We start from the raw sequence: 26,567 nt of genomic DNA on the forward strand, positions 1-26,567 counted from the left end.
GGCGTATCCTCCTTTGCTGGCTCCTCAAGAGCCGGTTAGGTTAATAATTTGCGTTATCAACCTAAGAGGATATGCCTTTTTTATTTGTATGGCAATATCAAAAGTGCGAAATATATTTTACTTTATGTGGGGCAATCGCTAAACCGCAAGAATATCCCATAAAAAACATTGACAAAAGCAAAAAAAATGGTATACTTTTTTTTAAGTAAGTTCCTAACTGATGGTGAATAAAGATATTAGTAATCATAAAAACCGTAAGGCGAAATGGAGTGCTAGTATGCTTTACGGGTTTTTTATTATGTGGGGGAGGTGAGAAACAAGAAATGGCAAAAGGCAAAGTGAAATGGTTCAGTAACCAAAAGGGTTATGGCTTTATCACGAGCGAAGATGGCAAGGATGTGTTCGTGCATCACAGCGCTATAAAAGGAGAAGGCTATAAAACCTTAGAGGAAGGCCAGGAAGTCGAGTTTGATGTCACCCAGGGCCCTAAAGGCGAGCAAGCGACTAACGTAAGCAAACTATAGGTTCATACTATATAGTCTCTAAGTAACCCAATAAAAAAGCCGTTATATAACAATAACGGCTTTTTTATTTCAATCTGTCCCTACCCGTTATAAATAAACGATATCTTCGTTATGGTACAGGGCGAGAAATAACAACATATAATCCCTGAGGTGGCGCGTAAGTAAAAAGTTATTTTTTATATGCTCCCGGCCGTTTTCGCCTAATTTTCTGGCATATTGCGGGCTATTAAGCAGCTGCTTTATAGCAAATGCAGCGCCATCTACTGAATGACAAAGTAACCCCGAATACTTATGTTTTATCTGCAAAGGAATACCTCCCACATTAGAAGCGACCACCGGCTTCTTCTTCCAGAGCGCTTCTGCGACTGTCAGGCCGAATCCTTCTTTAAGAGACTTCTGGATAATAACCGTTGAGGCCCGCTGCAGCGCATTCACCTCAATATCATTTTGTGACAATAGTAAAATATGGATATCGCTGTCCTGCCTGGCTTTTTCCCTGACTTCCTCCAGCACCTTTAATCCTTCGGGGTCATCCGCGGCAGTCCCCCCGGCTAAAATCAGCTGACAGTCGGCATATTTTTTGACCTGAAGATAGGCCTCAATAACCCCCAGCGGGTCCTTTAGGCGGTCAAAACGCGAAATCTGGGTGATTATGGGCTTATCATCAGGGATACTATATTTTCGTAAAACAGATTCGACGGCTTCCCGGGGCAATTCTTTATTCTTATCGCTTAAAGGGTCAATTGAAGGCGAAATTAAAAATTGCCTTATCGGCAATCTCTGTGAAAATCCGGGCGCAGAGAATACTGCGGAGTCATATTCAACAATAAAATTCATCAGAAAATCCCATACCTTGCGGTCCGGCTCAGACACATCTATATGGCAACGCCAGATCCATTTGTTGCCGGACTTCTTTTTTATTAATGCTACTGGCTGCGGATCGTGGATAAAAACAATATCCGAAGGAGTAACGACTTCCCTTATATTCTCCTGGCTCGTCTCCATAAATATATCAAGGTCCCGCTGGGTTATGGTTTCTGCCCTGCCGTGAAGGGCATTATGGAACTTTTTAGTTACTTCAAAAAATTGCTCGCCGCCTTTTATCAAATCCCATCTCGTATCAACCCCTAACTCTTTTAAAAGAGGCACCATGCAGTTTAATATTTCGGCAACCCCTCCGCCTACGGCAGTAGAATTAATGTGTTGGATGGATTTACCTTTTAGTTTTTCAGCAAGCAGTTTCAGGTCAGCGATAATCGATTCCCCGACAATCGGGATATATTCTTCTATCTTTACCATATCAACCCTTAGCCCTCTTCTCGATTATCTGGATAATCGTCGCCCTCAAATCCTCTAAGGTACGGGTATAAGGGTCAAGCTGCGAAATTTTATCCGCCAGCCTCTTATCGCCGATGGACGTCTCTATCCAGTTCGAAAAATCATTGGTCTGCCTCTCAAGCCTTAGGCGCGCCTCAAAAATATGAAAATATATAGAATCTATAGTGATTTTCTTTAAGATTTCCATGAAGCCCGCTAAATCATAGGCAATATACTTGGTCGGCAAAACAAAACTGATTGATTTTATAAAATGCAATTCCTCCCCCGAGCGGGCAAATTTCAGCTTAGCCAAAGGGTTATCCTGTAAATACCCTTCAATGGTCTGCGTGATCTTGTCCCTGAGGCTGCGTATCGTTGGGTAGAGCACAGTATCGATGCTGGCTAATTTTTCTCCGAGCTCATCTTCGCCTAAGATATCGCTGACCCAGTAGGCAAAATCATTCGGCGGTTCAGGGGAAAGATACTGGTGCTGCTGCAGGAACCTATGGGTATGATGGTAGATACAGGCGCCCGGCACTTCTTTGATAAATTCCAAAAGCTGCCCTAAGGTAGCCGCCCTTAACCCGGTCAATTCCGATAGATGCAGCCTGGTATGAAACCTAAAGGGTTCTTTTGCCTTCATCATGGATTCTGCTATTAACTCCGCTCCTCTTTAATTGCCAATATCCTTCTTAAGAATTCCGCTACCTCATCCGTATCCTTAAGGTAGTATTGCGCGCATGATTGTTTAAGGCTGCCTACAAATATAGTAATCCCTCTATGACTAAGTGCTTTAAAGGCATCCTCGTCGGTAATGTCATCTCCCATATAAACCGGAATGACTCTGGAATTGCTACTGGCGAATTTTTGCCTTGCCAGAAGCCATAAGACGACTCTTCCCTTATCCCATTCTAAAGGCGGCCTTATCTCCAGCACCTTCTTTCCGGCTTTAATCTTTATCTTATTTCTTACAAGATGTATTATTACCGTCTCATGAAAAATTGTCTTCACCAGAGGGACCTGTTTTTTATCCGCTAAACGATAATGAATGGCTAGCGAAAGGCCCTTATCTTCTATAAAAACGCCTTTAATGAAGGTGAGCTTATTTTCTAAATCATTCTTTATCTTTCCGAGAATCGCTTTATAGCGCAGGGAAAGCGGAGCCGCAAATTTAATCTTAGGCCCTTCTATTTCTAGCCCGTGATTCCCGGAATAAATAACATTTTTTAACCCGATTTTTTCCTTGATATCTTTCAATGACCTGCCGCTAATAAAAGCTAGGGTAAAATCAGTTTTGTTTGAGATTTTCTTTAAGGTTTCTTTGACTTTGGCAGGAAGACTAGCTTTTTCAGGCGTCAGGGCTATAGGTGCTAAGGTACCGTCAAAATCAAGAAAAATAAATATAGACCCTTCCTGCAGCCGAGATGCAACCCTCGCCCATTTATCAAATAGGTAATCCATAGACGGGCCTTCCTTTAAGGCTTACCCCTTTTTCAGGGCAGTCAATTCCGTAATGATGTTCCCCGCCCATTTATAGACGTTGTTTTCGCAAACTATCCTGCGCATATTCTCCATACGCTTTCTTTTTTCTTCGGGGGGCATTTCGATTGCTAACCTTATGCTATCGGCAAACTCTTCGATGGCGTAAGGATTAATCAAAACCGCATCGGTTAATTCCCTGGCTGCTCCGGTAAATTGGCTGAGCATCAACGCCCCGCCTAAATCGCTTCTCGAAGCAACGTATTCCTTAGCCACTAAATTCATTCCGTCGTGCAGAGAACTGACGATACAGAGGTCGGCCAGCGCATAATACGGCCTTATCTCTTCGGGAGAAAAATATCTCTCTAAATAAATTATGGGCCTCCAGTTCTTTTCGGAGTATTTCCAGTTTTTCTTCTCCACCAGCTCTTCTATTTCACCCATCAGTTCGTGATAACGCTTGATATGGGTACGGCTGGGAGCGGCTAACTGGATAAAGACAAACCTGTTCTTATATTCAGGGTATTTTTCCAAAAACCTGTCAATAGCCAGTATGCGTTCGACGATACCTTTGGTATAGTCAATCCTGTCTACGCCCACGGCAATAAATTTACCTTCCAGCTGGAATTCCTTGCGTATTTTATCCAACTGTTCGGCTTCAATCCCGGATGCCTTGCCGCTTGCGTATCCGTTAACGCTAATCGGGAAGGCGCTAACGAGTGTTTCCTTATTAGCCCTGACTATACTGAACTTTTCCGTGTCAACGCGGCACTCAATCAGCCTATTGGCAGTATCAAGGAAATTATTGCAATGGAATTGAACGTGGAATCCGATTAAATCACAGGCCAGCATACCCTCTAATATTTCTTTCTGATAGGGGCATATGGCAAAGGCCTCCGGATTCGGCCAGGGGATATGCCAGAATAACGCAACGGTCGCATCGGGCCTCTTCTCCTTGATCATCTTCGGCAGGAGCGTAAAGTGGTAATCCTGTATGAAAACAAAGGGATTCTTTGCCGGAAGCTCTTCCAGCACACTGTTAGCGAATTTTTGATTTACTTCTTTGTACATACGCCAGTCGGCCTCGCGAAATATCGGCCGGGTATGGGTGACGTGGCAGAGCGGCCAGAGCCCCTCGTTAGAAAAACCGTAGTAATAACCGTCCTCTTCCTCTTTGGTAAGCCAAACCCTTTTTAAGATGTAACGGATATCTTCCGGAGGCACGCCGAGTTTATTTTTTGAGTTTACGAATTTTCTATCGGCGTCCGCGCTTCCGTGGGCAATCCAGGTACCGCCGCAGGCGCGCAATATCGGATCTATCGCGGTAACCACGCCGCTTGCAGGACGAATACACTTTAAGGCCCCCGTGGCGTCGTCGGTGATATGCATATAAGGCTCTCTATTTGAGACAACACATAAAGCATTCTCCCCTAACTTCGCGCGGATAAGGTCCCTGAGCTTGTTTTCCGTCCACAGCTCTTCTTTTTGGAAACGGACATGGGCCTCTTCAGTGACTACCTTTCGTGCTACCCTTAAACCCAGGGCTACCTGCTCGACTTCGCTAATCAGCCTCCCGAATTCCCCTTTCTCTTCAAAGGGCCGCAGTTTATCCGTTTCTCCCCTCTGAAAATGGCTAAACCATTTGGTAAGCCTGCGCACAGGAAGAATAAAAATTTGCCTCTGGATTAAAAATGCGGTTAAGGCTATCAGCAATATCAAAACAATCAATGTTATGCTTATCCTTCTCCATAATTCCGTCAACGTCGTAAATAAATAAGAGGTATCGTAAATAACTTCTACTAAGCCCAATATGTTGCCTTCATCATCCAGAATAGGTAAAATATAACTATATACGGAATACTCCCTGAATTTCTCTATGGCGCCGCGCGGATTCTTCGCGCCTAGAATATCTTTGAGGTAAGGCTTATCTTTCTGCCTCCAATCGGAAAACCGCTCCGTGATAGCCAGGATCTGGCCGTCTTTATCGTAAATAACGCAACCCTGCAGCCTCTCTCTTTTCTGGAAACTCTCCACCAGACGGTTCGCTGATTTTAAGTCATTGTTAAGTAGGATATACCTTGCCGAAACCTCCAGGCTCTCATCCACTGCCCGGGCCTTTCTCTTTAAGTCATCCGACAACTTTTCCTGCGTAAAACGCACCTGCATGATGCCGGAGACCGTCAGGCCAAGGGCGACAATAATCAAAATCGGTAAAATAAATAAAAGGATTCTTTTCATTTATTATCCCTCCCTAAGAAACAAAAACCGCCTTCCCCTAAGATGCGAAATGGCGGCCCGACCATCCAAAAATCCATCTCCAGAAATACCTGCATATTTCCAGACCGCTTATCCAATTACGCCTTTATTATATTGTTTTATATGAAAATTGTCAACAGATTAGGGTTTATCTCTCCAGGATGTTTTTAGAGAAATGGCAGGTATGATTAATGGGATATCTCCCCGTAAAACAGGCAGTGCAGAAATTTTCTTTGGGAAGAGGCATAGAGCTAAGCATCCCCTCAAGGCTTAAATATTCCAGGCTGTCTGCGCCGATAAAATCGCGCACCCAGGCAATATCATGCCTTGAAGCAACAAGCTCTTTCTTGGTAGGAAAATCTATGCCGTAAAAACAGGGGAACTTAAGCGGCGGGCAACTGACCCGCATATGCACCTCTTTTGCCCCGGCCTGGCGCAAGGCCCTCACGCGTATCCTGCTGGTCGTGCCGCGCACGATAGAATCTTCGATTATCACTACTTTTTTTCCGTTTAATACTTCTCTTAAAGGGTTAAGTTTTATCTTTACCCTGAAATCCCGCAGGTCCTGAGTGGGCTGAATAAACGTCCTGCCGATATAATGGTTACGGATCATGCCGTATTCAAAAGGGATCTTGGAGGCTTCAGAAAATCCCAAAGCCGCGTATGTGCCTGAATCGGGAATAGGCATAACTAAATCTGCCTCAACAGGAAATTCGGCTGCTAATTGCGCCCCCAGCCTTTTACGCGTTACATAGACGTTGTGTTCGAAAATATTACTGTCGGGCCTAGCAAAATAAATATATTCGAAAATACAAAAGGCGCGAGGGGTCTTTTTAAAAGGCATTACAGATTCTATATTATCTTTATAGATAAATACGATCTCTCCGGGCTGTATGTCCCTGATATATTCAGCGCCGATTAAATCCAAAGCACAGGTTTCGCTGGCTAATACATATGCCCCGTCTAATTTACCCAGACACAACGGCCGCCAGCCAAAGGTATCCCGCGCCCCGATGAGGATATCGTTAAGCATGAGCACTAAAGAATAAGCCCCTGCTAATTTAGAGAGCGACCAGATAATCGCTTCTTTTATATCCTTTTTCTGGCTATGCGCCAATAGATGGGCGATAATCTCTGAGTCCATGCTCGTCTGGAAGAGGGCGCCGTTGTTTTCAAGTTCCTTATGCAGCTCAAGCGTATTGGTAAGGTTACCGTTATGGGCAATGGCGATATCGCCGATTTTTGATTTTACATAAAATGGCTGGGCATTCTTGATGTTGCTGCTTCCGGTCGTAGAATAACGCACATGCCCTATCGCCATTTCGCCGCGCAGGGTGCGAATAATTTTCTCGCCAAAAGAATCGCTCACCAAACCTAAACCCTTATGCAGATAGACCCTCTTGCCGTTACGCGTGATTATGCCGCTGGATTCCTCTCCTCTATGCTGAAGCGCGTAAAGGCCTAAGCAAGCCAGATGCGCCGCATCTTTATGTGGATATATCCCGAATATTCCGCACATCTTAATGAGGGCACAATTTACGGAACGAAGTGACCGTAAATTGTATGCCCGAATTAATCCGCCGTAGCCAAAGACGAAAGTGCTTTGGCGAAGGCGGATAGCCATATTCTCTATGTTTCATACGTAGAATAATAATAAGGGGTGAACGCCTCAAACTCCGCGGCACAAGTATCTACCAGCTTGTAATCCGGTTTTATCCCTGCGTCTTTACGCCACTGCCTTATGGCGCCTTCGTCCTGATTTAAGAAACGGGCAAGCTGCGCATCTGAAAACCCGTATTCCTTTGCTTTTTTGAGCAGATCAACCGAGCCCTGCTCATGGTTTAATTTTAACTTTACCCTTATCTCTTCTTCCAATTCCACAATCTGCCGGATATTTTCCAGAAACCAGGGGTCAATCCGGGTTAGGCCATGGATCCCATCAATGCTCTTGCCCCTTTTTATGGATTCTTTTAGATAAAGCACCCTTAGGGCGTTAGGGACCCTTAGGTTTTTTTCTAATTCTTCGTCGTCCGGGGAATATTTTAAATCATCTAAACCAAAAAGGCCTATCTCCAATGACCGTAGCGCCTTCTGCAGGGCTTCTTTAAAAGTCCTGCCTATGGCCATCACCTCGCCTACGGATTTCATGGATACGCTTAATGCGGAATCCGCCGATGCGAATTTCTCAAAGGTAAAGCGGGGAATTTTCACTACGCAATAATCAATAGCTGGTTCAAAACAGGCAGGGGTTTTCTTAGTAATATCATTGGGGATTTCATCTAAGGTATAACCCACGGCTAACTTCGCGGCAATCTTGGCAATGGGGAAACCCGTTGCCTTAGAGGCTAACGCGGAACTCCTTGAGACACGGGGGTTCATCTCGATAATCACCATTCTGCCGTTCTTTGGGTCAACGGCAAACTGGATATTAGAGCCGCCGGTTTCTACGCCGATTTCTCTGATGCAGGCGATCGCCGCATCCCGCATCCTCTGGTATTCCTTATCGGTCAAGGTCTGGATGGGTGCAACGGTAATGCTGTCTCCGGTATGGATTCCCATGGGGTCGAAATTTTCAATGGAGCAGATGATGACCACATTATCTTTTATATCCCGCATCACTTCTAATTCAAATTCCTTCCAGCCGAGCACCGATTCCTCGATAAGGATCTCGCCGATCATGCTGGATTCAAGGCCGTGCTTTGCCAACTCCTTGAATTCTTCAATGTTATAGGCGATACTCCCGCCTGTCCCGCCTAAAGTAAAACTCGGCCGGATAATCGCCGGAAATCCTATTTTTTGCGCTACAATAAAGGCCTCTTTTAAACTATAGGCCTTACCGCTTCTGGGTAAATCCAGGCCGATTCTCTGCATCGCCTCTTTAAATAACTGCCTGTCTTCGCCCTTTTTGATCGCTTTTATATTGGCACCGATAGTTTCTACCCTATATTTCCTTAATATCCCTTTTTCTGCTAAATCTACGGTCAGGTTTAAAGCGGTCTGGCCTCCTAACGTAGGAAGGAGGGCATCAGGCCTTTCTTTAGCGATAATCTTGGCTAAAATTTCTACGGTCAATGGTTCAACATAGGTTTGGTTTGCTATATCCGGGTCAGTCATAATCGTGGCGGGGTTTGAATTCACCAAAACTACTCTGTATCCCTCCTGCTTTAAAACCTTACAGGCCTGGGTCCCGGAATAGTCAAACTCACAGGCCTGGCTGATCACAATAGGACCTGAGCCGATGATTAGGATTTTTTTTATATCGGTACGTTTAGGCATAATTTTAAGTTATAAGCGGTAAGCCGTAAGCTATAAGTTATAAGCTTTTGTTAAAACTTAAGGCTTACGGCTTAAAGCTTACTTATCCATCATTTTTACGAATTCCCCAAACAAATACTGGGCATCATGCGGGCCGGCTGAAGCTTCGGGATGAAACTGCACGGAAAATGCAGGTAATTTTTTATGCCGCATCCCCTCCAAGGTCTGGTCATTTAAATTGATATGGGTAATCTCTATTTCTTTCTTATTTAATGAATCCATATCTACGCAGAAGCCGTGATTCTGAACTGTAATAGAAACTCTCCCTGTTTTTAAGTCTTTTACCGGGTGGTTCGCCCCGTGGTGGCCAAACTTAAGTTTGTAGGTTTCACCACCCAAAGCCAGGCCTAACATCTGATGGCCTAAACAAATACCAAAAATAGGTATTTTACCGAGCAATTCTCTGGTCGTCTTTACCACATATTTAACTGCCGCAGGATCCCCCGGGCCGTTAGAAAGCAAAACACCATCCGGATCCAGCTTCAAGATTTCCTCAGCAGGGGTTTTAGCCGGCACCACGGTCACCTGGCATTTATTTTCTAATAACTTTCTTAAAATATTATATTTTACGCCGCAGTCAATAACTACTACCTTATATCTAGCTCCTATTAATTTATCCCAGATATATTTACGGTCAGTAGCAACTTCCCTGACCAGATCAATGCCGAGCAATCCGGGTGAATCTTTTGCTTTCTTGACTAAACTTTTCTCATCTAAATCCTCCGTAGATAAGGCCGCCTTCATCGCGCCTCTGTGGCGTATGTGTAAAGTCAGTTTTCTCGTATCTATGCCCTCAACACCCAAAATATTATTCTCTTTTAAATAATCCCCCAATGTTTTATGGGAACGCCAATTACTGGCTATCTTGCTATATTCTCTGACCACAAAACCTTCAAGAAATGGCGAATGTGACTCCGCGTCTTCTTTATTTATGCCGTAGTTACCGATTAAGGGGTAAGCCATAGCTACAATCTGGCCATTATAGGAAGGGTCGGTAATGATTTCTTGGTAACCGGTCATACTGGTATTAAAAACTACCTCGCCATATTTTTCGCCACTAGCGCCAAAGGATTCCCCTTTAAATATCGTTCCGTCTTCTAAAGCGAGTATCGCTTCCATTTTTTAGCTATAGGTTATATGCTGTAAGCTTTAAGCTTAGGGCTTACAGCTTAAAGCTTAACGCTGCTTTAATGAATCCCCTGAACAACGGGTGGGCGTTATTCGGCTTGGACTTGAATTCGGGGTGAAACTGCACAGCAATGAAATAAGGATGGTTCTTCAATTCAATAATCTCAACCAGATTTTTCTGGGGGTAGATGCCAGAAAAAACCATGCCTTTCTTAAGGAATAGCTTTTTGTATTTATTGTTAAATTCATATCTATGGCGGTGCCGTTCCTGGATTAGGGCCTTTAAGTATAGCTTAAAAGCTAAAGAATGTTTTTTAATCCTGCAGGGGTATGCGCCTAAACGCATAGTACCTCCTAAATCTTTAATCTTTTTCTGCTCTGCCAACAAACTGATTACCGGATATTTTGTTTTGGGGTTAAACTCAGTAGAATTGGCGTCTTTTAGGCCGCAGACATTGCGGGCAAATTCGATGACTGCGCACTGCATGCCCAGGCACAAACCCAAAAGAGGGATCTTATTCACCCTGGCAAATTTAATGGCCTCAATCTTACCTTCAATCCCCCGATAACCAAAACCGCCCGGCACAATGATGCCGCAGGCATCTTTTAGAAATTCATCCGGGCCTTTCTTTTGAATATCCTCGGAATCTACCTTCTTAATCTCCACCTTTACATTATTATATATCCCAGCGTGGATTAACGCCTCATATATGGACTTATAGGCATCCTGTAAAGTGATGTATTTACCCACCAGCGCTATAGCCACTTTGCTTTCAGGCTCAAGCACTCTCTTTATGACGCCCTTCTCCCACTCCTCTAAATCCGAAGACCTGCAGATTAACTTAAAGTGACTCAGGATTATTTCATCCAGGATCTGATTTTTAAAAACTAACGGTATTTCATATATTGACTCTACATCCTTGGCTTCGACAACCGCTTCTTTAGGCACATTACAAAATAAGGATATTTTTTCCTTCAGTTCATCGGAGAGAGCCTTTTCGGTGCGACAGATTAATATATCCGGCTGGATTCCGATTTCGCGTAATGTCCCGACGCTATGCTGAGTCGGTTTTGTCTTTATCTCCTCTGCACATTTGATATAAGGAACAAGGGTAAGATGGATATAGAGTACATTTTCTTTTCCCATATCCAGGCTGAATTGCCTGGCTGCTTCCAAAAAGGGCAGACTCTCAATATCGCCTACGGTACCACCGATTTCTACGATGACGATATCCGCGCCACAGACCTGTGCTACCTTTTTAACCCTCTCCTTTATCTCATTAGTAATATGCGGAATAACCTGGATGGTCTTACCCAGATAATCACCGCGCCTCTCCTTAGAAATTACCGCGTTATAGACCTGGCCGGTAGTAAGATTATTGAATTTAGTAGTGTTGGCATGGGTAAATCTTTCATAATGCCCTAAATCCAGGTCTGTTTCGGCGCCGTCTTCGGTAACATAGACCTCGCCGTGCTGGTAAGGATTCATCGTCCCGGGATCAACATTTATGTAGGGGTCGAATTTCATCAGGGCAACTTTTAAGCCCCGCGATTCCAGTATCTTACCGATAGAAGCGCAGGTAATCCCCTTACCCAGGCTTGATATCACTCCGCCGCTTACAAATATATACTTTGCCATAGTAAATCCTTAATTCGTGCCTATAACTTATGTCGGCTATTGCCCTCATAAGTTATGCGCTCATTAAAAAAGGCGTTTTACGCGCCGATAGTCCGGCCGCAAAACGCCATCGTTTTCTCTTTTAGTAGTTCTTCTTTGGACTACTTTTGAGTATAACATATTTTACCTGATTGTCAATGCTTCTAAGACACCGGTAGATTACTTTTACCCATCAAATATTCATCTATATAATGGGCAGCTCTCCTTCCTTCCGATATAGCCCAGACTACCAGAGACTGCCCCCGGCGCATATCTCCGGCAGAAAAAACCCCCTTAACTTCCGTCATACAATTATCCCCCGTCTTGACATTACCCCTTTGATCTAACGCGATATTTTCAAGGAGCGCACTTTTCTCCGGATGCACAAAACCTAAAGCCAAAATAACCATATCCGCATTAATTTCAAACGCGCTCTCAGGGGTTTCCTTCATTACCGTGCAACCGTTACTCTTTGTTTCAAATTCTACTCTAACACAGGAAAGCCCCTTGACTTGCCCCTGGCTGCCGGTAAATCTTTTAGTGAGGACCGACCATCTCCGCTCTCCCCCTTCTTCGTGGCTGGGGGAAGTCTTGAAAATCACCGGGTATTTAGGCCAGGGATAATCCCGGGTGCGGTATGCGGCTGGCTGGGGAAGGAGCTCTATCTGGACAACGCAACGCGCGCCCTGGCGATGCGCTGTACCTACGCAATCAGAACCTGTATCTCCTCCTCCGATTACTACTACACTCTTATCTGCCGCATCAATCAGTGCCTCAGAGGAGATAACTTCTCCTGCTACTCTTCTATTCGCCTGCGTTAGATAATCCATAGCGAAATAAATCCCTTTTAAATCCCTTCCTTCTGTTGTTTCAGCCGTAGGCTGATCCGCCTTAGGCGGAAAATCACGCGGGACTCGGCAACCCCCTGCTAAACAAACAGCATCAAATTTCTTTTTCAATTCCGAAATTCTGATATCCTTTCCGGCTTGGACCCCTGTCTTAAATTTTATGCCTTCTTTTTCCATAATTTTAAGGCGCCTGTCTAAAATCCATTTCTCCAGTTTAAAATCAGGGATGCCGTAACGTAAGATGCCTCCGATTTTATCGTCTCTTTCAAAAACTACTACCTCATGCCCTGCCTTATTGAGCTGGTCTGCGCAAGCCAAGCCCGCAGGCCCGGAGCCGACAATAGCAATCTTTTTATGGGTACGCCTATTGGATAGCTTAGGCTGAATATATCCGTTTTTAAAAGCGTATTCGATAATGGCAAGCTCATTTTCGCGTATGGCCACTGGTTCGTCGTTGATACCTAAAACACAGGCATATTCGCAGATTGCCGGGCAGACCCTTGCGGTTATCTCCGGAAAATTATTGGTTGCGCAAAGGAGTTCTGCTGCTCTCTGCCATTCTCCGCGAAAAACCAGATCATTCCACTCCGGGATATAACTACCTACTGGGCAACCCCAATGGCAAAAAGGCGTGCCGCAGTCCATACAACGGGAGGCTTGCATCTCGGAATTTTCATCTTCCGGCAGAAGGCAAACTTCGCGGTAATCTAAAAGCCGCTCGCACACTGACCTGTATCCTTGCGTCTGTCTTTTAACCTTCAGGAAACCTTTGATATCACCCATAAATATTCCTCGACAGGGACTATCCCCGAAGGGGACTGTCCCTGCTACCCATCAGAAACCTCTGCCAAGTCCGATACCTCTTGAGTCGGCTCCATCTCTAAGATACGCTTATATTCTTTAGGCATAACCTTGATAAATTTCTTAACCTCATGCGTAAAATTATCCAGAATTCCTGCGGCAACCTGGCTTTGAGTGTATCGGCGGTGATTCTGCAATAGATTACGGATATTCTCTGCGTCATCCGCCGAAAGTTCTTCTAACTCTACCATTTCTAAATTACACTTTTCTTTAAAACTCTTATCTATGTCGTAAATATAGGCAATGCCTCCGGACATACCTGCTGCGAAGTTCCTGCCGGTTTTACCTAAAATAACTACTCTCCCGCCGGTCATATATTCGCAGCCGTGATCACCCACGCCTTCTACCACCGCAGATAAACCGGAGTTACGGATACAAAATCTCTCTCCGGCTACCCCGTGGATATAAGCCTCGCCTGATATTGCGCCATAAAAAGTGGTGTTGCCGATAATAATATTCTCTTCGGCCTTATAGTTGGCTTCCCGGTCAGGATAAATAATAATTTTCCCTCCGGAGATACCTTTTCCTACATAATCATTACTCATCCCCTCAAGTTCAAAAGTAATTCCTTTAGCCAGCCATGCCCCGAAACTCTGGCCGGCTATACCTTTAAATTTAAAATGAATCGTATCTTCAGGCAACCCTTCTTCTCCGTATCTTCTGCAAACCTCTCCGCTTAACATCGCGCCGGTTGCCCTGTTGGTATTGGCAATAGCCAGTTCCCTGCTTATGGCCTCGGATTTATCCAGGCTAGGCTGAGCAATTTTAATCAGTGCCAGGTCTAAAACCTTCTCGATGCCGTGTTCCTGGCTGGCAGTACAATACCTCGGCACCCCTTTAGTTATCGGAGGTTGATACAACAACCCCGAAAGGTCTAAACCCTTTGCCTTCCAGGGAAAAATGCCGCGGTTAACTTCTAAAAGGTCGGTCCTGCCGACCATTTCATCGACGCTGCGAATCCCTAAACGGCTCATAATCTCGCGTAATTCCTGAGCCACAAAATAAAAGTAGCTTGTCACATATTCCGGTTTACCGTTAAATCTTTTCTCTAAAATATCTTCCTGAGTAGCAATACCGACAGAACAGTTGTTCAGATGACAGTGCCTGAGCATCACGCAACCTAAAACAATTAAAACCGCAGTAGAGAAACCGAATTCTTCCGCGCCTAAGAGCGCGGCAATAGCTACATCACGGCCGGTGCGCATCTGTCCGTCAGTCTGCAGGCGGACTCTGTTTCTTAAGGAATTCAAAACCAGGGTTTGATGCGTCTCGGATAAACCTAATTCCCAAGGCAGGCCCGCATGCCTAATGGAACTAAGGGGAGAGGCGCCTGTCCCGCCATCCCCTCCTGAAATTAAAATCATATCCGCATGGCCTTTGGCTACGCCGGCAGCAACGGTCCCTACTCCGATTTCAGAAACCAGTTTTACGCTTATGCGCGCTTTGGGGTTGGTATTCTTTAAATCAAATATCAACTGCGCTAAATCTTCAATAGAATAAATATCATGGTGCGGCGGAGGAGAAATAAGGGTTACTCCCGGCGTAGTATAGCGCGTGCGGGCAATAGTCACACTCACCTTATGCCCGGGTAATTGCCCTCCCTCTCCGGGCTTTGCGCCCTGGGCAATTTTAATCTGTAACTCATCAGCGTTAACCAGATAATTAGTCGTCACTCCGAATCTTCCGGAGGCAACCTGTTTTATGGCACTGCGGGTAGAGTCGCCGTTAGCTAAAGGCGTAAACCGGGCAGGGTCTTCTCCGCCTTCTCCAGTATTAGACCTGGCTTTTAGCCTGTTCATGGCCAGAGCAATAGTTTCATGCGCCGCCCTGCTGATAGAACCAAAACTCATCGCCCCGGTAGTAAACCGCTTTACAATTTCTTCCACAGGCTCTACTTCTTCAACGGGGATGGGGTTGATTTGTTTTCCGCCAGAGGCGGATCCGCCTGCGGCGGAAAATTCTAACATACTTCTTAAGGTAGTGGGCGCTTTTGACTGATTGTTGATCAAACAGGCGAACTCTTTGTATTTTTGATAATCACCATCACGGGTGGCATCCTGAAGGGTGACGATACTCTGCGGATTCCATAAATGGAATTCACCGTCTCTCTTCCATTGATACACCCCTGCTGCCGCAAGATAGGGAAGGCCTAAACTCCTCTCGGCATAGGCTTGTTGGTGCCTTAATATTTTCTCCTCGGCAATAACTTTTAAACCTGCTCCCCCGATACGCGATGCTGTCCCGGAAAAATACGCGTCAATCACATCCTGCCTTAAGCCCAGGGCTTCAAATATCTGTGCCCCGCGGTAGCTCTGTAATGTGGAGATACCCATCTTGGAAAGAATCTTGGCGATTCCTTTATCCACAGCCTTAATATAATTATGGGTTGCAATTTCTAAATCTAAGCTTAATTCTTTTTCCTTAACCAACAATCCTACGGCCTGATAAGCAAGATAAGGGTTAATACAATCTGCCCCGTATCCGAATAAAAGCGCAAAATGATGCACTTCCCTGGGCTCGGCACTCTCTACCAGAATCCCGATTTGTGTACGTAAAGCCTTTTTTACTAAATAATGGTGCACCGCTGCAGTAGCTAAGAGGCTGGGCAAGGCAGCATAATCTTTATTTGTATTGCGGTCGCTTAAGATGATAAAGGTAAAACCATCTTTTATGGCCCGCATAGACTCTTTACATATCCTATCCAGGGCCCTGCGGAAAGCATCTTTATCCGGAATCGGAAAAAGCAAAGAAATAGTTTTGGTCTTAAATCCATTTTTTTTGATATTACGGACTTTTTCTAAATCCTTATCAGTAAGGATGGGATTAGCGATTCTTAACTTATAACAATGCCCGGGTGTTTCATCCAGGATATTTTTTTCCGGGCCCAGATAAGTCTCTAAACTCATTACCAATTCTTCGCGTATAGGGTCTATCGCAGGGTTAGTAACCTGGGCAAATAGCTGTTTAAAATAATTATAGAGAAGCTGTGGTTTTTCGGACAATACGGCATGCGGCGTATCATTACCCATTGAGCCTATCGGTTCCTGCGCATTCTCTGCCATAGGCCGGATGATTACTTTTAAATCCTCGCGGCTATATCCAAAAGTCTTTAGATGGAGTAAGGTATCAGAATTATCTTTCTTCTTTTCTTTAGCAGCTCCCAAATCGCTGAGTTCAACCATATTCTTCTCAAGCCACGCGCCATAAGGACGCTGCTTGGAGATAGCGGCCTTTATCTCTTTATCCTCAATAATACGGCCGGCATCCGTATCAATAAAAAATATCTTCCCCGGTTCAAGCCTGCCTGACTTAAGGATATCTGAAGGCGCAATATCTAAGACCCCCGCTTCTGAGGCCATAACTACCAGGCCTTTTTTGGTGATGATATAACGGCAGGGGCGCAGTCCGTTTCTATCTAATACCGCGCCTACCCTGATTCCGTCGCTAAAGGCAATCGCTGCCGGGCCATCCCAGGGTTCGGTTAAACAAGCGTGGTATTTATAAAAATCCTTTAATCTCCCATCCATAAGACTATCCTGTTGCCAGGCAGAAGGTATAAGCATCATCATCGCGTGGGACAATGGCCTGCCTGCTAAAACCAGTAATTCAAAGACATTATCAATAGCAGCGGAATCGCTCCCCCCCGGAACAACCACCGGCATAATCTTCTTAAGCCCCTTACCAAAAAATTTACTCTGCAGAAGCCCTTCGCGGGCCTGCATCCAATTGATATTGCCTCTTAGAGTATTTATCTCGCCGTTATGCGCTAAGAATCTAAAGGGTTGAGATAAATCCCAGGCAGGAAAGGTGTTAGTGCTATAACGGGAATGCACCAGACAAAGCGCGCTCTTTATATCTTTATCCTTAAGGTCAAGAAAAAAATCCCCTAACTGGCTGGGCATCAGCAGGCCTTTATATGAAATGGTACGGCTGGATAAATTAGTAATATAGAAAAAGGATTTTTGTTTTAGGCCCGATGCGCGGACAATATTCTCTATCCTTTTTCTAATTACATACAGCCTCCTTTCAAAATCTAAACCATCCCTACTAACGACCAACGACCAACGACCAACGACTCGTTTTATAAACACCTGCTCCATCACCGGCTGGGTATCTCTGGCAGTCTTGCCTATATTACTATCATCTACCGCAACGCTGCGCCAGCCAAGAAGAGATTGCCCTTCTTCCTTAATTATCCTGGCAAATATATTTTTACAGAATTTACGCTCTTTATCATCCCGCGGCAAGAATACCAACCCCACCCCATACTCATCTTCTTTTGGTAAATCAATTTTATTCTCCCGGCTAACCTTAAGGAAAAAATCGTGCGGTATCTGGATTAATATCCCCGCGCCGTCGCCTGTTTTAGGATCTGCCCCGGTTGCTCCGCGATGAGATAGGCGCTTAAGCACCTCCAAGCCCTGCCTGATAATATCATAGGACTTTTCACCTTTGATATTACAGACAAAACCTACGCCGCAGGAATCATGCTCGAAGCGCGGGTCATATAGCCCTTGTTTTTGCGGTAGACGGTTATATTCCATAGCTATATCTTCCATTTGTTAGGCTCAATACCTAATTTTTTAATCTTGGCGCGCATGGTATTACGATTAATCCCTAAAATCTTGGCTGCCTTAAGCTGGTTGCCATATGTACGCTCTAACGCGTGTTCAATCAACGGCTTCTCAATTGTTTCCAAAACATATTTATATAAAAAGCCCTGTTTTTCTTTATAAAGTGAATCTTCTAACTGAATAATCTTATTCTCCGTAATATCCATAGTGCAGAAAATTATATCTGCGGAAAATCTGTTAAGACTACTTGCTCGAAAGAGAGATTTTCCTTGCCTAAAATTTAATCACATAAAAACAAATTTTTGCCCCGTAAGGATTTTGCGGGGCAAAATTCAATATTAGATATCGAAATAAAGATAAAACTCGTATGGATGCGGCCGCATCCTCACCGGGTCTATTTCTTTTTTACGCTTAAATTCTAACCATACGTCAATTACGTCTTTGGTGAATACGCCGCCCTTCAAGAGGTATTCGTGGTCTGCCTCTAAGGCATCTATTGCACGGCGCAGTGACGATGGAACTGTGGCTATCTTTGCGAGCTCTTCCTCGTTTAATTCAAAAAGATCAACATCCAATGGCTCGCCCGGATCAATCTTATGCTGTATGCCGTCAAGCCCAGCCATAAGCATTGCGGAAAAAGCAAGGTAGCCGTTGCACGCCGGGTCAGGCGGACGGAATTCTATTCTTTTTGATTTCGGGTTATCTGAATACATGGGAATCCTTACTGCCGCCGAACGGTTACGCGCAGAATAAACCAGGTTCACCGGCGCTTCGTATCCGGGGACAAGCCTTTTATATGAATTGGTGGTTGGCGCACAGAAGGCCATTAAGCTGTTGGCATGTTTTAATAAACCTCCGATATAATATTTAGCGGATTGACTGAGGAGCGCATAACCATTCTTGTCATAAAAGAGATTTACGCCTTTCTTCCAAAGACTCTGATGGCAATGCATACCGGAGCCATTATCGGCAAATAAGGGCTTGGGCATAAAAGTAGCGACCATGCCGTTTTTCTTGGCCATATTTTTGATGATGTACTTGTAAAGCAGAAGATTATCGGCCATTTTGGTGAGTTTATCAAATTTCATATCGATTTCGCATTGGCCGGCAGTGGCAACTTCATGATGATGCACTTCTACGTTAATACCCGACTCTTTCATTTTCAGGATTATCCTGCTTCTCAAATCCTGGATAGAATCATGGGGAGGAACAGGGAAGTAACCTTCTTTAAAACGGATCTTATATCCTAAATTAGGATTCTCATTACGGCCGGTATTCCAGTCCGCCTCATCGGAATCTATAAAATAATATCCGGAGTTTTCGGTCTGGTCAAAACGGATACTATTAAAAATAAAAAACTCTGCTTCCGGGCCGAAATAAACATCATCCGCAATCCCCGTATCCTTAAGGTATTTCTCCGCCTTTTTGGCGATATAACGCGGATCGCGCGTGTAGGGCTTACGGGTCATAGGATCATAAATATCGCAAATAAGGCTTAAGGTCGGCACCTCACAGACTGGATCAACAATTGCCGTAGAAGGGTCAGGAATTAAAATCATATCCGATTCCTGAATCTTCTGAAAACCACGGATAGACGAACCGTCAAAACCAATCCCGTCTACCCAGATGGAACGGGTGATATCATCCATTTCTAATAATTCAGAGGCAGGAATGGAAAAATGCTGCCATAAGCCCGGGAGGTCATTAAATTTCAGGTCGATAATCTGGATACCCTTCTCCTTAACCATTTTGAGCACATCCCTGGCTGCTTTTTCGTCAAACGAACCGTTGGTAAGGGGATTTTTGGTTTTTACTTCGGCTATTTCTTTCGCCTTGCGTTTTGGGGACATCTTTTCCTCTCCTTTTGTCAGTAAATTCCGCCATAATTCATGGCGGATTCGCCACGTCTTGTGGCGAAAAAAAGGCATTCTTTTTGGTCGGTTTCCTCTGACCGTCTCGAACGCCTCTGTTCAATGAATATTTTGCCTAATTTTACACTACGATGTGCCTAAATTTTAGCCTTCTATATATACAAGTAAAAAAAACGCTCTTTTGGTAACCTAAATTTTCTGTTCCTCTGAGTTGAGAAAATTTATTCCTGGGCCAAGCGAATGGCCTCTCATCCGATTGCCACTGAGCCGCGCTCTTCTGTGCGGATACGTATACATTCCGTAAGGTCCAAGACAAATATCTTGCCGTCTCCTATCTCGCCGGTCTTAGCGCCTTTGACGATGGCTTTTATAGTCGGTTCTACAAAATTGTCGTTTACGGCTATCTCCAGGCGGATTTTCTTCAGGAGGTTTCCGGTTTCCTTAACCCCGCGATAAACCTCAGTAACGCCTTTTTGGCGGCCGTGCCCTAAAACTTCGCTCACCGTAATTAAATTAACCTCGGCCTTATAAAGCTCCTCCTTTACTTCTTCTAATTTGTAGGGCTGAATTATAGCAATAATTAATTTCATATCTCCCTCCCCTATATGCTACATGCTAACTACTGCCTACTCTCGTTATTCTAGTATAGTATATGCCTGCTCGCGGTGCTGAGTAAGGTCAAGCCCCATAAGTTCATCCTTCTCGCCCACTCTCACCCCGATGATTAAATCTACTATTTTATAAATCAGAAAGGTAGCTAAAAAAGTATAAACTAAAGTAACCGCAACTGCTGCCAACTGCACCAGAAACTGTCTCGGATTACCGAAGAATAAACCATCGGCTCCCGCAGGGTTTACTGCTTTAGAAGCAAACAAGCCTGTGGCCAAAGCGCCCCAGATACCGCCTATACAATGCACGCCAAAGGCATCCAGGGAATCATCATAACCCAACTTAGGCTTAAGGACAGTAACAGCCATAAAACAAAACACGCTCACCAATAATCCTATTACAACAGCCGGCAGGACACTGACAAAACCGGCGGCCGGCGTAATAGCGACTAAACCGGCTACGATTCCGCTAGCCGTCCCAAACAATGTCGGTTTTCCGTTATGCATCCATTCCAAAAGAGCCCAGCTTAAACCTGCGCTAGCTGCTGCCGTATTTGTCACTACAAAGGCATTCACCGCTAAGCCGTTTGCTGCTAAGGCGCTGCCGGCATTAAAACCAAACCAACCAAACCAGAGTAACCCAGTGCCTAAAACAACAAAAGGGAGATTATGCGGGGCAGGAATATTAGAATCAAGATTTTTTCTCCTGCCGATGACTAAAGCCGTAACTAACGCCGCAATGCCGGCATTGATGTGCACCACTGTCCCTCCGGCAAAATCCAACGCACCCAGATTCCGCAGCCAACCGCCAACACCCCAAACCCAGTGGCAGAGAGGGTCGTAAACAAAAGTTGCCCAGAGCAGGGTAAAAATAAGAAAAGCGGAAAATTTCATTCTCTCGGCAAAGGCACCGATAATCAAGGCAGGCGTAATTATGGCAAACATCGCCTGAAAAACCATAAAGGCCTGATGCGGTATGGTTGCGGCATAATCTACATAAGGCTCTAAGACACTTACGCCATTTAAGCCGAACCAGCCAAAACCGCCCCAAAAACCTTTTCCTGGAGCAAAGGAAAGGCTATAGCCGAACAACACCCATTGGATATTCAATACGCACATAATGATGAAACACTGCATTAATACACTAAGCGTATTTTTTTTCCTGACCATGCCGCCGTAGAAAAAGGCCAATCCCGGTGTCATCAGCAATACAAGGGCCGAGGACATCAAAACCCACGCCGTATCGCCTGCATTAATCATTTCTACTGCCTCCTCTCCATTTTAAAAGTCAACGTCTAACTGAAAGGTGATTGCATCGGTTAAGTTACGGTTGTTATAAATATCATAACCGAGTATCGCCGAAATATTATGCGTGAACTTCCAGGCAAAGCCATAGTTAATCGCGCCATAAGAAGACTGCGTCCCCTGATAATCCACGCATAGCCACAACCGTTCGTTGATCTCAGGTATAGTGCGCTCCCAAGCCAAGAGTAGACCGCCATTATCGCGCAGGCCATTCTTATCCCGTAAGAGCCTGCCATTGCCCCTGAAATATCCGGCGGAAAACCTGCCTAAATTAAACTTACCCAGTGAGGCTGTTTTAGCGGCCTTAAAATACCAGACATTATTGTTTGTCCTGTGCGGCCTTGTCCCCATATCATAACAACCAACGGCAAAGGCAGGCATATTTTTGAAGTAAGCGCCTTCAGCCAGGCCAAACTTAAAATGAAAATACCAGGGGGTGGAGTCATAAAAAGAACCCAAACCCTTTTTATAGTCAAACCCTATCTCAGCCATAACTTTTCCTAATGGATCCCAAAACTTTCCCAAAAGATTCTTTTCGGGTTTATCCGATAGTAAACTAAAAGTAAGGCCGTAGACCTGCTGAACATAATTATGCTGGTCATAATTATCGGCATTTGTGCCTTTGCCGGTTGTCGGAGTATAATTATCGGCGGTTATGTGTATCTTTTTATAAGGCTGGATATCCGTAGACGGCACCCAGATATGCGTTGAAGGGGTAGCATAGGCAGAATTCAGGATACTAAACCCAAATACCAGGGCTATAAGATAAAAACCAAAGCATTTAATTTTATCCATCCTTATCCTCCATAAACTCCAAATAAAAAAGCGTCTTTTTATCCATCGCTGGATTCAAGACGCCTGTGTATTATTACACTCCCCTGTGTTCTACACTAATACAAGTAAAAAACTATTCTTTCTGGTAACCCTGGCTAAATAGAACCTTTAAACTTCTGGCATTTATCTCTAATTTTACCCTTTAATTTTACTACTCTTACATGTGAAATTCCCAATCTACTCCCGATTTCTCTGATCGTTAATTCTTCTAAGCTAAGGCGGAATACTTCTTTCTCTCTTTTTGTCAGGCCGTTATTATTAATTTTTTCGATTAACATTTTACAATGAATACGTTCAAAAGATGATTCCGGGTCTTCTAAACATAGAGTTTCCCCTAACTCCAGGGCATCTTCTTCATTTACCAAGGCGTGGATACTGACTAAAGGGGCTTTATCCTGCGTCTTACGGATATAATTCTTGAGGTAAAAATAGCAACCCTGCAGGATATAACTATCGGTATTGCCGGATAGCTTGCCCTCTTTATAGCCTAACCAAAGATGCACCAATGCTTCCTGGTATAAATCATCTTCATTAAAAAATGTAAAACGCCCATTAAGCTTATGGGTTATCCCTTTTAATTTCGGCGATATTCTCTGGATAAGCTCTAAAAAATACATCCTTAACCTCTGTTTTAAATGAAAGCATAACTTTGGTACAAATAAAAAGGCGCCCTTTGCTCCCACATCGGATAAAGGACGCCTTAGTCCGCCAAAAACAAATTATTTTCTTAGAATCTAAATGAAACCAAATATGAATTTTAACCTATTAGTTTTGGTTTCATTTATCCTGAGGGCGAAGCCCGAAGGATTACCCTTCGCTTTCGCTCAGGGTAAATGCGACCGATATGTCAAAATTGAAGATTGGTCGCATTTAATCAAAAGACTCCGTTGTCTCTATATTAATACAACTGGTTTCCCGCTGTTTGTTACGCTTTGCCGTGTTACTATTGTTTCCTTTTGCTTTCGGCTGATAATCGCTGAATTCTTCGCATTGTAAGACGGGAAACTTGGCCTGGAAAATACATTTTGTATCGCTCAGGCACGTTTCGCATAACCCTTTCTTACCCATAGTTACCTCCCCGCTGCTACCCGTATTTTCCGGTGATTAAAGTTATTTTCGCGCCTTATAGTATCTCTGCCATCGAGGATCGCCTCAGCCTCTTTACGATAGGCATCCATAACATAAGGTATACCGCAAACTTTTGCCGCCTCTTCAGTCAAAGACATCAGGTCATCGCGGGAGATTGTGCTTAACCTGAAATTCCTGCTGCCTGCCATCAACTGCTGAAGGCCTACCCTTATCTTCTGCACAAAAGAATAGATACCCACAGCGCCAAGGGGAATATTTTTCATATCTTTGCCGTATCTATCAGCTAATTCTTCATAGCAAACAAAGATCTCTTTTTCTGTCTTCCCAAATTCGGATACTGTAACCGGAAGATTCCCGTCTTTTATCCACTGAGCGATATTCTTACCCACCATGCCGGGAATCATTAATGCCCTGCCCATACATACTGCCTTAACGTATGGCGCGCCCATTGCGATTACCTTAAAAATATGGTCTTCAGTAGAGAAACCTCCGGCAATGGCTATATCCGGGACGCGTATACCTTTTTTGGTCAATTTCTGGCAAAACTCATAGGTAAGGGCCTCCAGATAAAAGGTAGGGATCCCCCATTCTTCCATCATCCTCCAAGGGCTCATCCCTGTGCCGCCGGCAGCGCCGTCTATGGTTAAAAGGTCAATTTCAGCCATGGCGCAGTATCTAATCGCCATCGCCAGTTCGCGCATAGAATAGGCCCCGGTTTTTAAAGTAATACGCTTAAACCCGAGCCCTCTCAGGCGTTTAACCTCGGCTAAAAATGCTTCTTCTGAAACAAAGCCCAAGCGGGAGTGACGTTCAAACTCTTTTATGGCACCGTCTTTGAAGGCCTTCTGGATTGCTTCCAAAGAAGGATCCGGGGTCACTATATAACCGCGCCTCTTCAACTCAAGCGCCCTTTCTAAACTTTTTACTTTTATCTCTCCGCCGATACACTTGGCCCCTTGGCCCCATTTCAACTCTATGGCCTCAAGATTATGCTTTTTCCTGACATATTCGGCTACCCCTAAACGCGTATCCTCTACGTTCATCTGCACCAATATCTCGCCATAACCCTCATAGAATTTTTTGTAAATCTCTATACGCCGGTCCATATCCGGTGAATTCTTAATTTTTCCTTTGCTATCAAGTTCAAGGCCCGGGTCTATACCGCAGACATTCTCCCCGCAAATAAGGGTAATGCCTGATATGGCAGCGCCCACTGCAAAATGTTCCCAGTTTTTCCGGGCGATTTCTGTCGAACCCAGGGCCCCGGTAAAAATAGGAACCTTCATTTTTACTTTGGAATTCCATCCGTATTCGGTTTCTGTATTCACATCAGGAAATTTTGTATTATCCGGGTTACCTTCAATCTCACCGGGTAGGCCTTTTGCGCCTAAGGCATATCCTTGGATATTCAAATGTGAATAATCTACCGGATAATTTTTATCTGCACCGGCAGTAATCTCGCCAAAAGCCCCGGGATAAATCACCTCGCGGCTCCTGAATGAAGCTTTGAAAACCTCACAATTACCTTTGCACCCGTCAATACAACGAGAACAGATACCAGAACCCGGTACCACATTTTTTGACCGGTTAAACGTCCCGGTCGCATCATTTGCGTTCGGCCTTTGTAAATTCATCGCAACCTTCCTCCTTTTTTTGTTTGCTCATATCTTTAGCTTCGCAACGCCGAAGCCAAAGAGTCTTGGCCTAATGAGCATGCGTCTTTTTTATTTCTGTTACCTTTTTCATGTCAGATGCCAAAATAATTGCTTCCGCAACTTCGCGCATGGTCTTACGGCTATCCATGCTGTACTTCCTGATTTTCAGGTATGCTTCTTCCTCCGTAAGGCCGTCTTCACTCATCAGTATCCCTTTAGCGCGTTCTATTCTCTTACGTGTTTCCAGTTCTTCCTGGATTACCTTGCTTTTTACCAACAACTGCGCATTTTCAATGGCTACCGCTGCCTGGCTGGCTACGGAGGTTAAAATATTAATCTCTGTTTCGCTAAAATCATGCGGCTTTGCAGTATAACAATTAATCACTCCTATAACCTTACCCTTGACTGCCAAAGGGATGCATAAAAGCGAACAGAGGCCCTCTTTCCTGGCTATATCTTTGTGTTTATACTCCTTTTCCTTAGTAACGTCTTTGATCGCTATGGGCTTATTTTCTTTTACTACCTTGCCGGCAACGCCCTCTCCTACTTTCAAGGGAGGCTTCTTATTATATTCTTCGCTGATGCTTTGCGTTGCCCGGATCAGGAGCTCATTCTTCTTATCATCAAGAAGCATCAGTGAACAAATATTTGAACCCATCATCTCGGCGGTTACGGTAACTATGAGACGGAGGATATCTTCCAAATAAACATCAGAAGCGATGGCTTTGCTTATTTTGGTTAAAGCGCTTATCTGTTCTTCGTAAGGTATATTCTGCATAGGATTTGCCTGCTTATGCATATTTAATAGGCAGGCTATAAAAACAAAAAAGGCATTCTCTAAAAAGCCCAAAACTGGACATTAAAGAACGCCTTCGTCCTAAGAATTCCGCCATAATCCATGGCGGATTCGCCACGTTTTGTGGCGAAAAAAACGCCCTAATTAGCGATCTCTGCTAAAAAGGACGTCATTATCCGTTCTTCTTACGTCGAAAGAAAAAGGTATAAAAAAAGGGCGTTCTTACGAACGCCTTTGTCCCTTTTCTTTTAGCACAAACCCTGTGCCTGTGTTATAAAAAATATAACATATTATTTTAAGCTTGTCAAGTTTTATTCATAATAAGTAGTGCAAGGATTATTTCGCACTTTCGTATTGAAGCATCCTCTTAGGTTGTTGAATCGGCCTTAGGTTTATGTGTTTAATAAGGCCAAATATCCAAAGGTTAAGGCTGCGTTCGTTCTTAAAGTA

20 protein-coding genes are annotated in these 26,567 nt (G+C 44.3%); 1 reads left to right on the top strand and 19 read right to left on the bottom strand.

What is annotated here, in order from left to right; translation table 11 throughout:
* Positions 1-323 precede the first annotated feature (323 nt).
* A complete protein-coding gene (locus PHV44_07025) occupies positions 324-524 on the top strand; it encodes a cold-shock protein (protein ID MDD5593014.1) in 201 nt (66 codons plus the stop codon).
* 87 nt (positions 525-611) lie between these two features.
* On the opposite strand, the gene PHV44_07030 is transcribed toward PHV44_07025, so the two are convergent.
* The 19 genes from PHV44_07030 to PHV44_07120 form a co-directional block, all read right to left on the bottom strand.
* Entirely contained in the window at positions 612-1,823 is a 1,212-nt protein-coding gene (locus PHV44_07030; GenBank protein MDD5593015.1) for a glycosyltransferase, read from the bottom strand.
* A gap of 1 nt (position 1,824) precedes the next feature.
* Positions 1,825-2,487: a DUF5752 family protein gene (locus tag PHV44_07035; GenBank protein ID MDD5593016.1), complete on the bottom strand. Its 663-nt coding sequence runs from the start codon at positions 2,485-2,487 to the stop codon at positions 1,825-1,827.
* Positions 2,488-2,498: 11 nt separating this feature from the next.
* A complete protein-coding gene (gene otsB / locus PHV44_07040) occupies positions 2,499-3,302 on the bottom strand; it encodes a trehalose-phosphatase (protein ID MDD5593017.1) in 804 nt (267 codons plus the stop codon).
* A 21-nt stretch (positions 3,303-3,323) separates the two neighbouring features.
* Positions 3,324-5,558, bottom strand: coding sequence for a trehalose-6-phosphate synthase (locus PHV44_07045; protein ID MDD5593018.1), 2,235 nt, complete (start codon positions 5,556-5,558; stop codon positions 3,324-3,326).
* 166 nt (positions 5,559-5,724) lie between these two features.
* A complete protein-coding gene (gene purF, locus PHV44_07050; GenBank protein MDD5593019.1) occupies positions 5,725-7,095 on the bottom strand; it encodes an amidophosphoribosyltransferase in 1,371 nt (456 codons plus the stop codon).
* Positions 7,096-7,205: 110 nt separating this feature from the next.
* Positions 7,206-8,852: a carbamoyl-phosphate synthase large subunit gene (gene carB / locus PHV44_07055; protein MDD5593020.1), complete on the bottom strand. Its 1,647-nt coding sequence runs from the start codon at positions 8,850-8,852 to the stop codon at positions 7,206-7,208.
* Between the two features lie 78 nt (positions 8,853-8,930).
* On the bottom strand, positions 8,931-10,010 hold the full coding sequence (gene carA / locus PHV44_07060; GenBank protein ID MDD5593021.1) for a glutamine-hydrolyzing carbamoyl-phosphate synthase small subunit: 1,080 nt from the start codon (positions 10,008-10,010) through the stop codon (positions 8,931-8,933).
* Between the two features lie 43 nt (positions 10,011-10,053).
* Positions 10,054-11,658: a CTP synthase gene (locus PHV44_07065; protein MDD5593022.1), complete on the bottom strand. Its 1,605-nt coding sequence runs from the start codon at positions 11,656-11,658 to the stop codon at positions 10,054-10,056.
* 182 nt (positions 11,659-11,840) lie between these two features.
* Positions 11,841-13,307, bottom strand: a complete 1,467-nt coding sequence (locus PHV44_07070; protein ID MDD5593023.1) for a glutamate synthase subunit beta — start codon at positions 13,305-13,307, stop codon at positions 11,841-11,843.
* A 44-nt stretch (positions 13,308-13,351) separates the two neighbouring features.
* Positions 13,352-17,944, bottom strand: a complete 4,593-nt coding sequence (gene gltB, locus PHV44_07075; protein MDD5593024.1) for a glutamate synthase large subunit — start codon at positions 17,942-17,944, stop codon at positions 13,352-13,354.
* Positions 17,932-18,165 (bottom strand): helix-turn-helix domain-containing protein, encoded by a 234-nt coding sequence (locus tag PHV44_07080; GenBank protein MDD5593025.1) that lies wholly within the window; start codon positions 18,163-18,165, stop codon positions 17,932-17,934. Before PHV44_07080 ends, gltB begins: the two co-directional genes overlap by 13 nt.
* A 132-nt stretch (positions 18,166-18,297) precedes the next feature.
* Positions 18,298-19,707, bottom strand: a complete 1,410-nt coding sequence (gene glnA, locus PHV44_07085) for a type I glutamate--ammonia ligase (protein MDD5593026.1) — start codon at positions 19,705-19,707, stop codon at positions 18,298-18,300.
* 371 nt (positions 19,708-20,078) lie between these two features.
* Entirely contained in the window at positions 20,079-20,420 is a 342-nt protein-coding gene (locus tag PHV44_07090; protein MDD5593027.1) for a P-II family nitrogen regulator, read from the bottom strand.
* A gap of 45 nt (positions 20,421-20,465) precedes the next feature.
* Positions 20,466-21,698 (bottom strand): ammonium transporter, encoded by a 1,233-nt coding sequence (locus PHV44_07095; protein MDD5593028.1) that lies wholly within the window; start codon positions 21,696-21,698, stop codon positions 20,466-20,468.
* Positions 21,699-21,719: 21 nt separating this feature from the next.
* Complete coding sequence (locus tag PHV44_07100; GenBank protein MDD5593029.1) at positions 21,720-22,538, bottom strand: hypothetical protein; 819 nt, start codon at positions 22,536-22,538, stop codon at positions 21,720-21,722.
* Between the two features lie 134 nt (positions 22,539-22,672).
* Positions 22,673-23,194: a sigma-70 family RNA polymerase sigma factor gene (locus PHV44_07105; protein ID MDD5593030.1), complete on the bottom strand. Its 522-nt coding sequence runs from the start codon at positions 23,192-23,194 to the stop codon at positions 22,673-22,675.
* A gap of 253 nt (positions 23,195-23,447) precedes the next feature.
* Complete coding sequence (locus PHV44_07110) at positions 23,448-23,645, bottom strand: hypothetical protein (protein ID MDD5593031.1); 198 nt, start codon at positions 23,643-23,645, stop codon at positions 23,448-23,450.
* A 2-nt stretch (positions 23,646-23,647) separates the two neighbouring features.
* A complete protein-coding gene (locus PHV44_07115) occupies positions 23,648-25,300 on the bottom strand; it encodes an FMN-binding glutamate synthase family protein (protein ID MDD5593032.1) in 1,653 nt (550 codons plus the stop codon).
* A 70-nt stretch (positions 25,301-25,370) separates the two neighbouring features.
* Positions 25,371-26,120, bottom strand: a complete 750-nt coding sequence (locus tag PHV44_07120; protein MDD5593033.1) for a GAF and ANTAR domain-containing protein — start codon at positions 26,118-26,120, stop codon at positions 25,371-25,373.
* Positions 26,121-26,567: the final 447 nt, after the last annotated feature.

The organism is Candidatus Omnitrophota bacterium (assembly GCA_028717245.1).
In the GTDB taxonomy this organism is placed as follows: Bacteria; Omnitrophota; Gorgyraeia; order Gygaellales; family Profunditerraquicolaceae; genus JAGUYA01.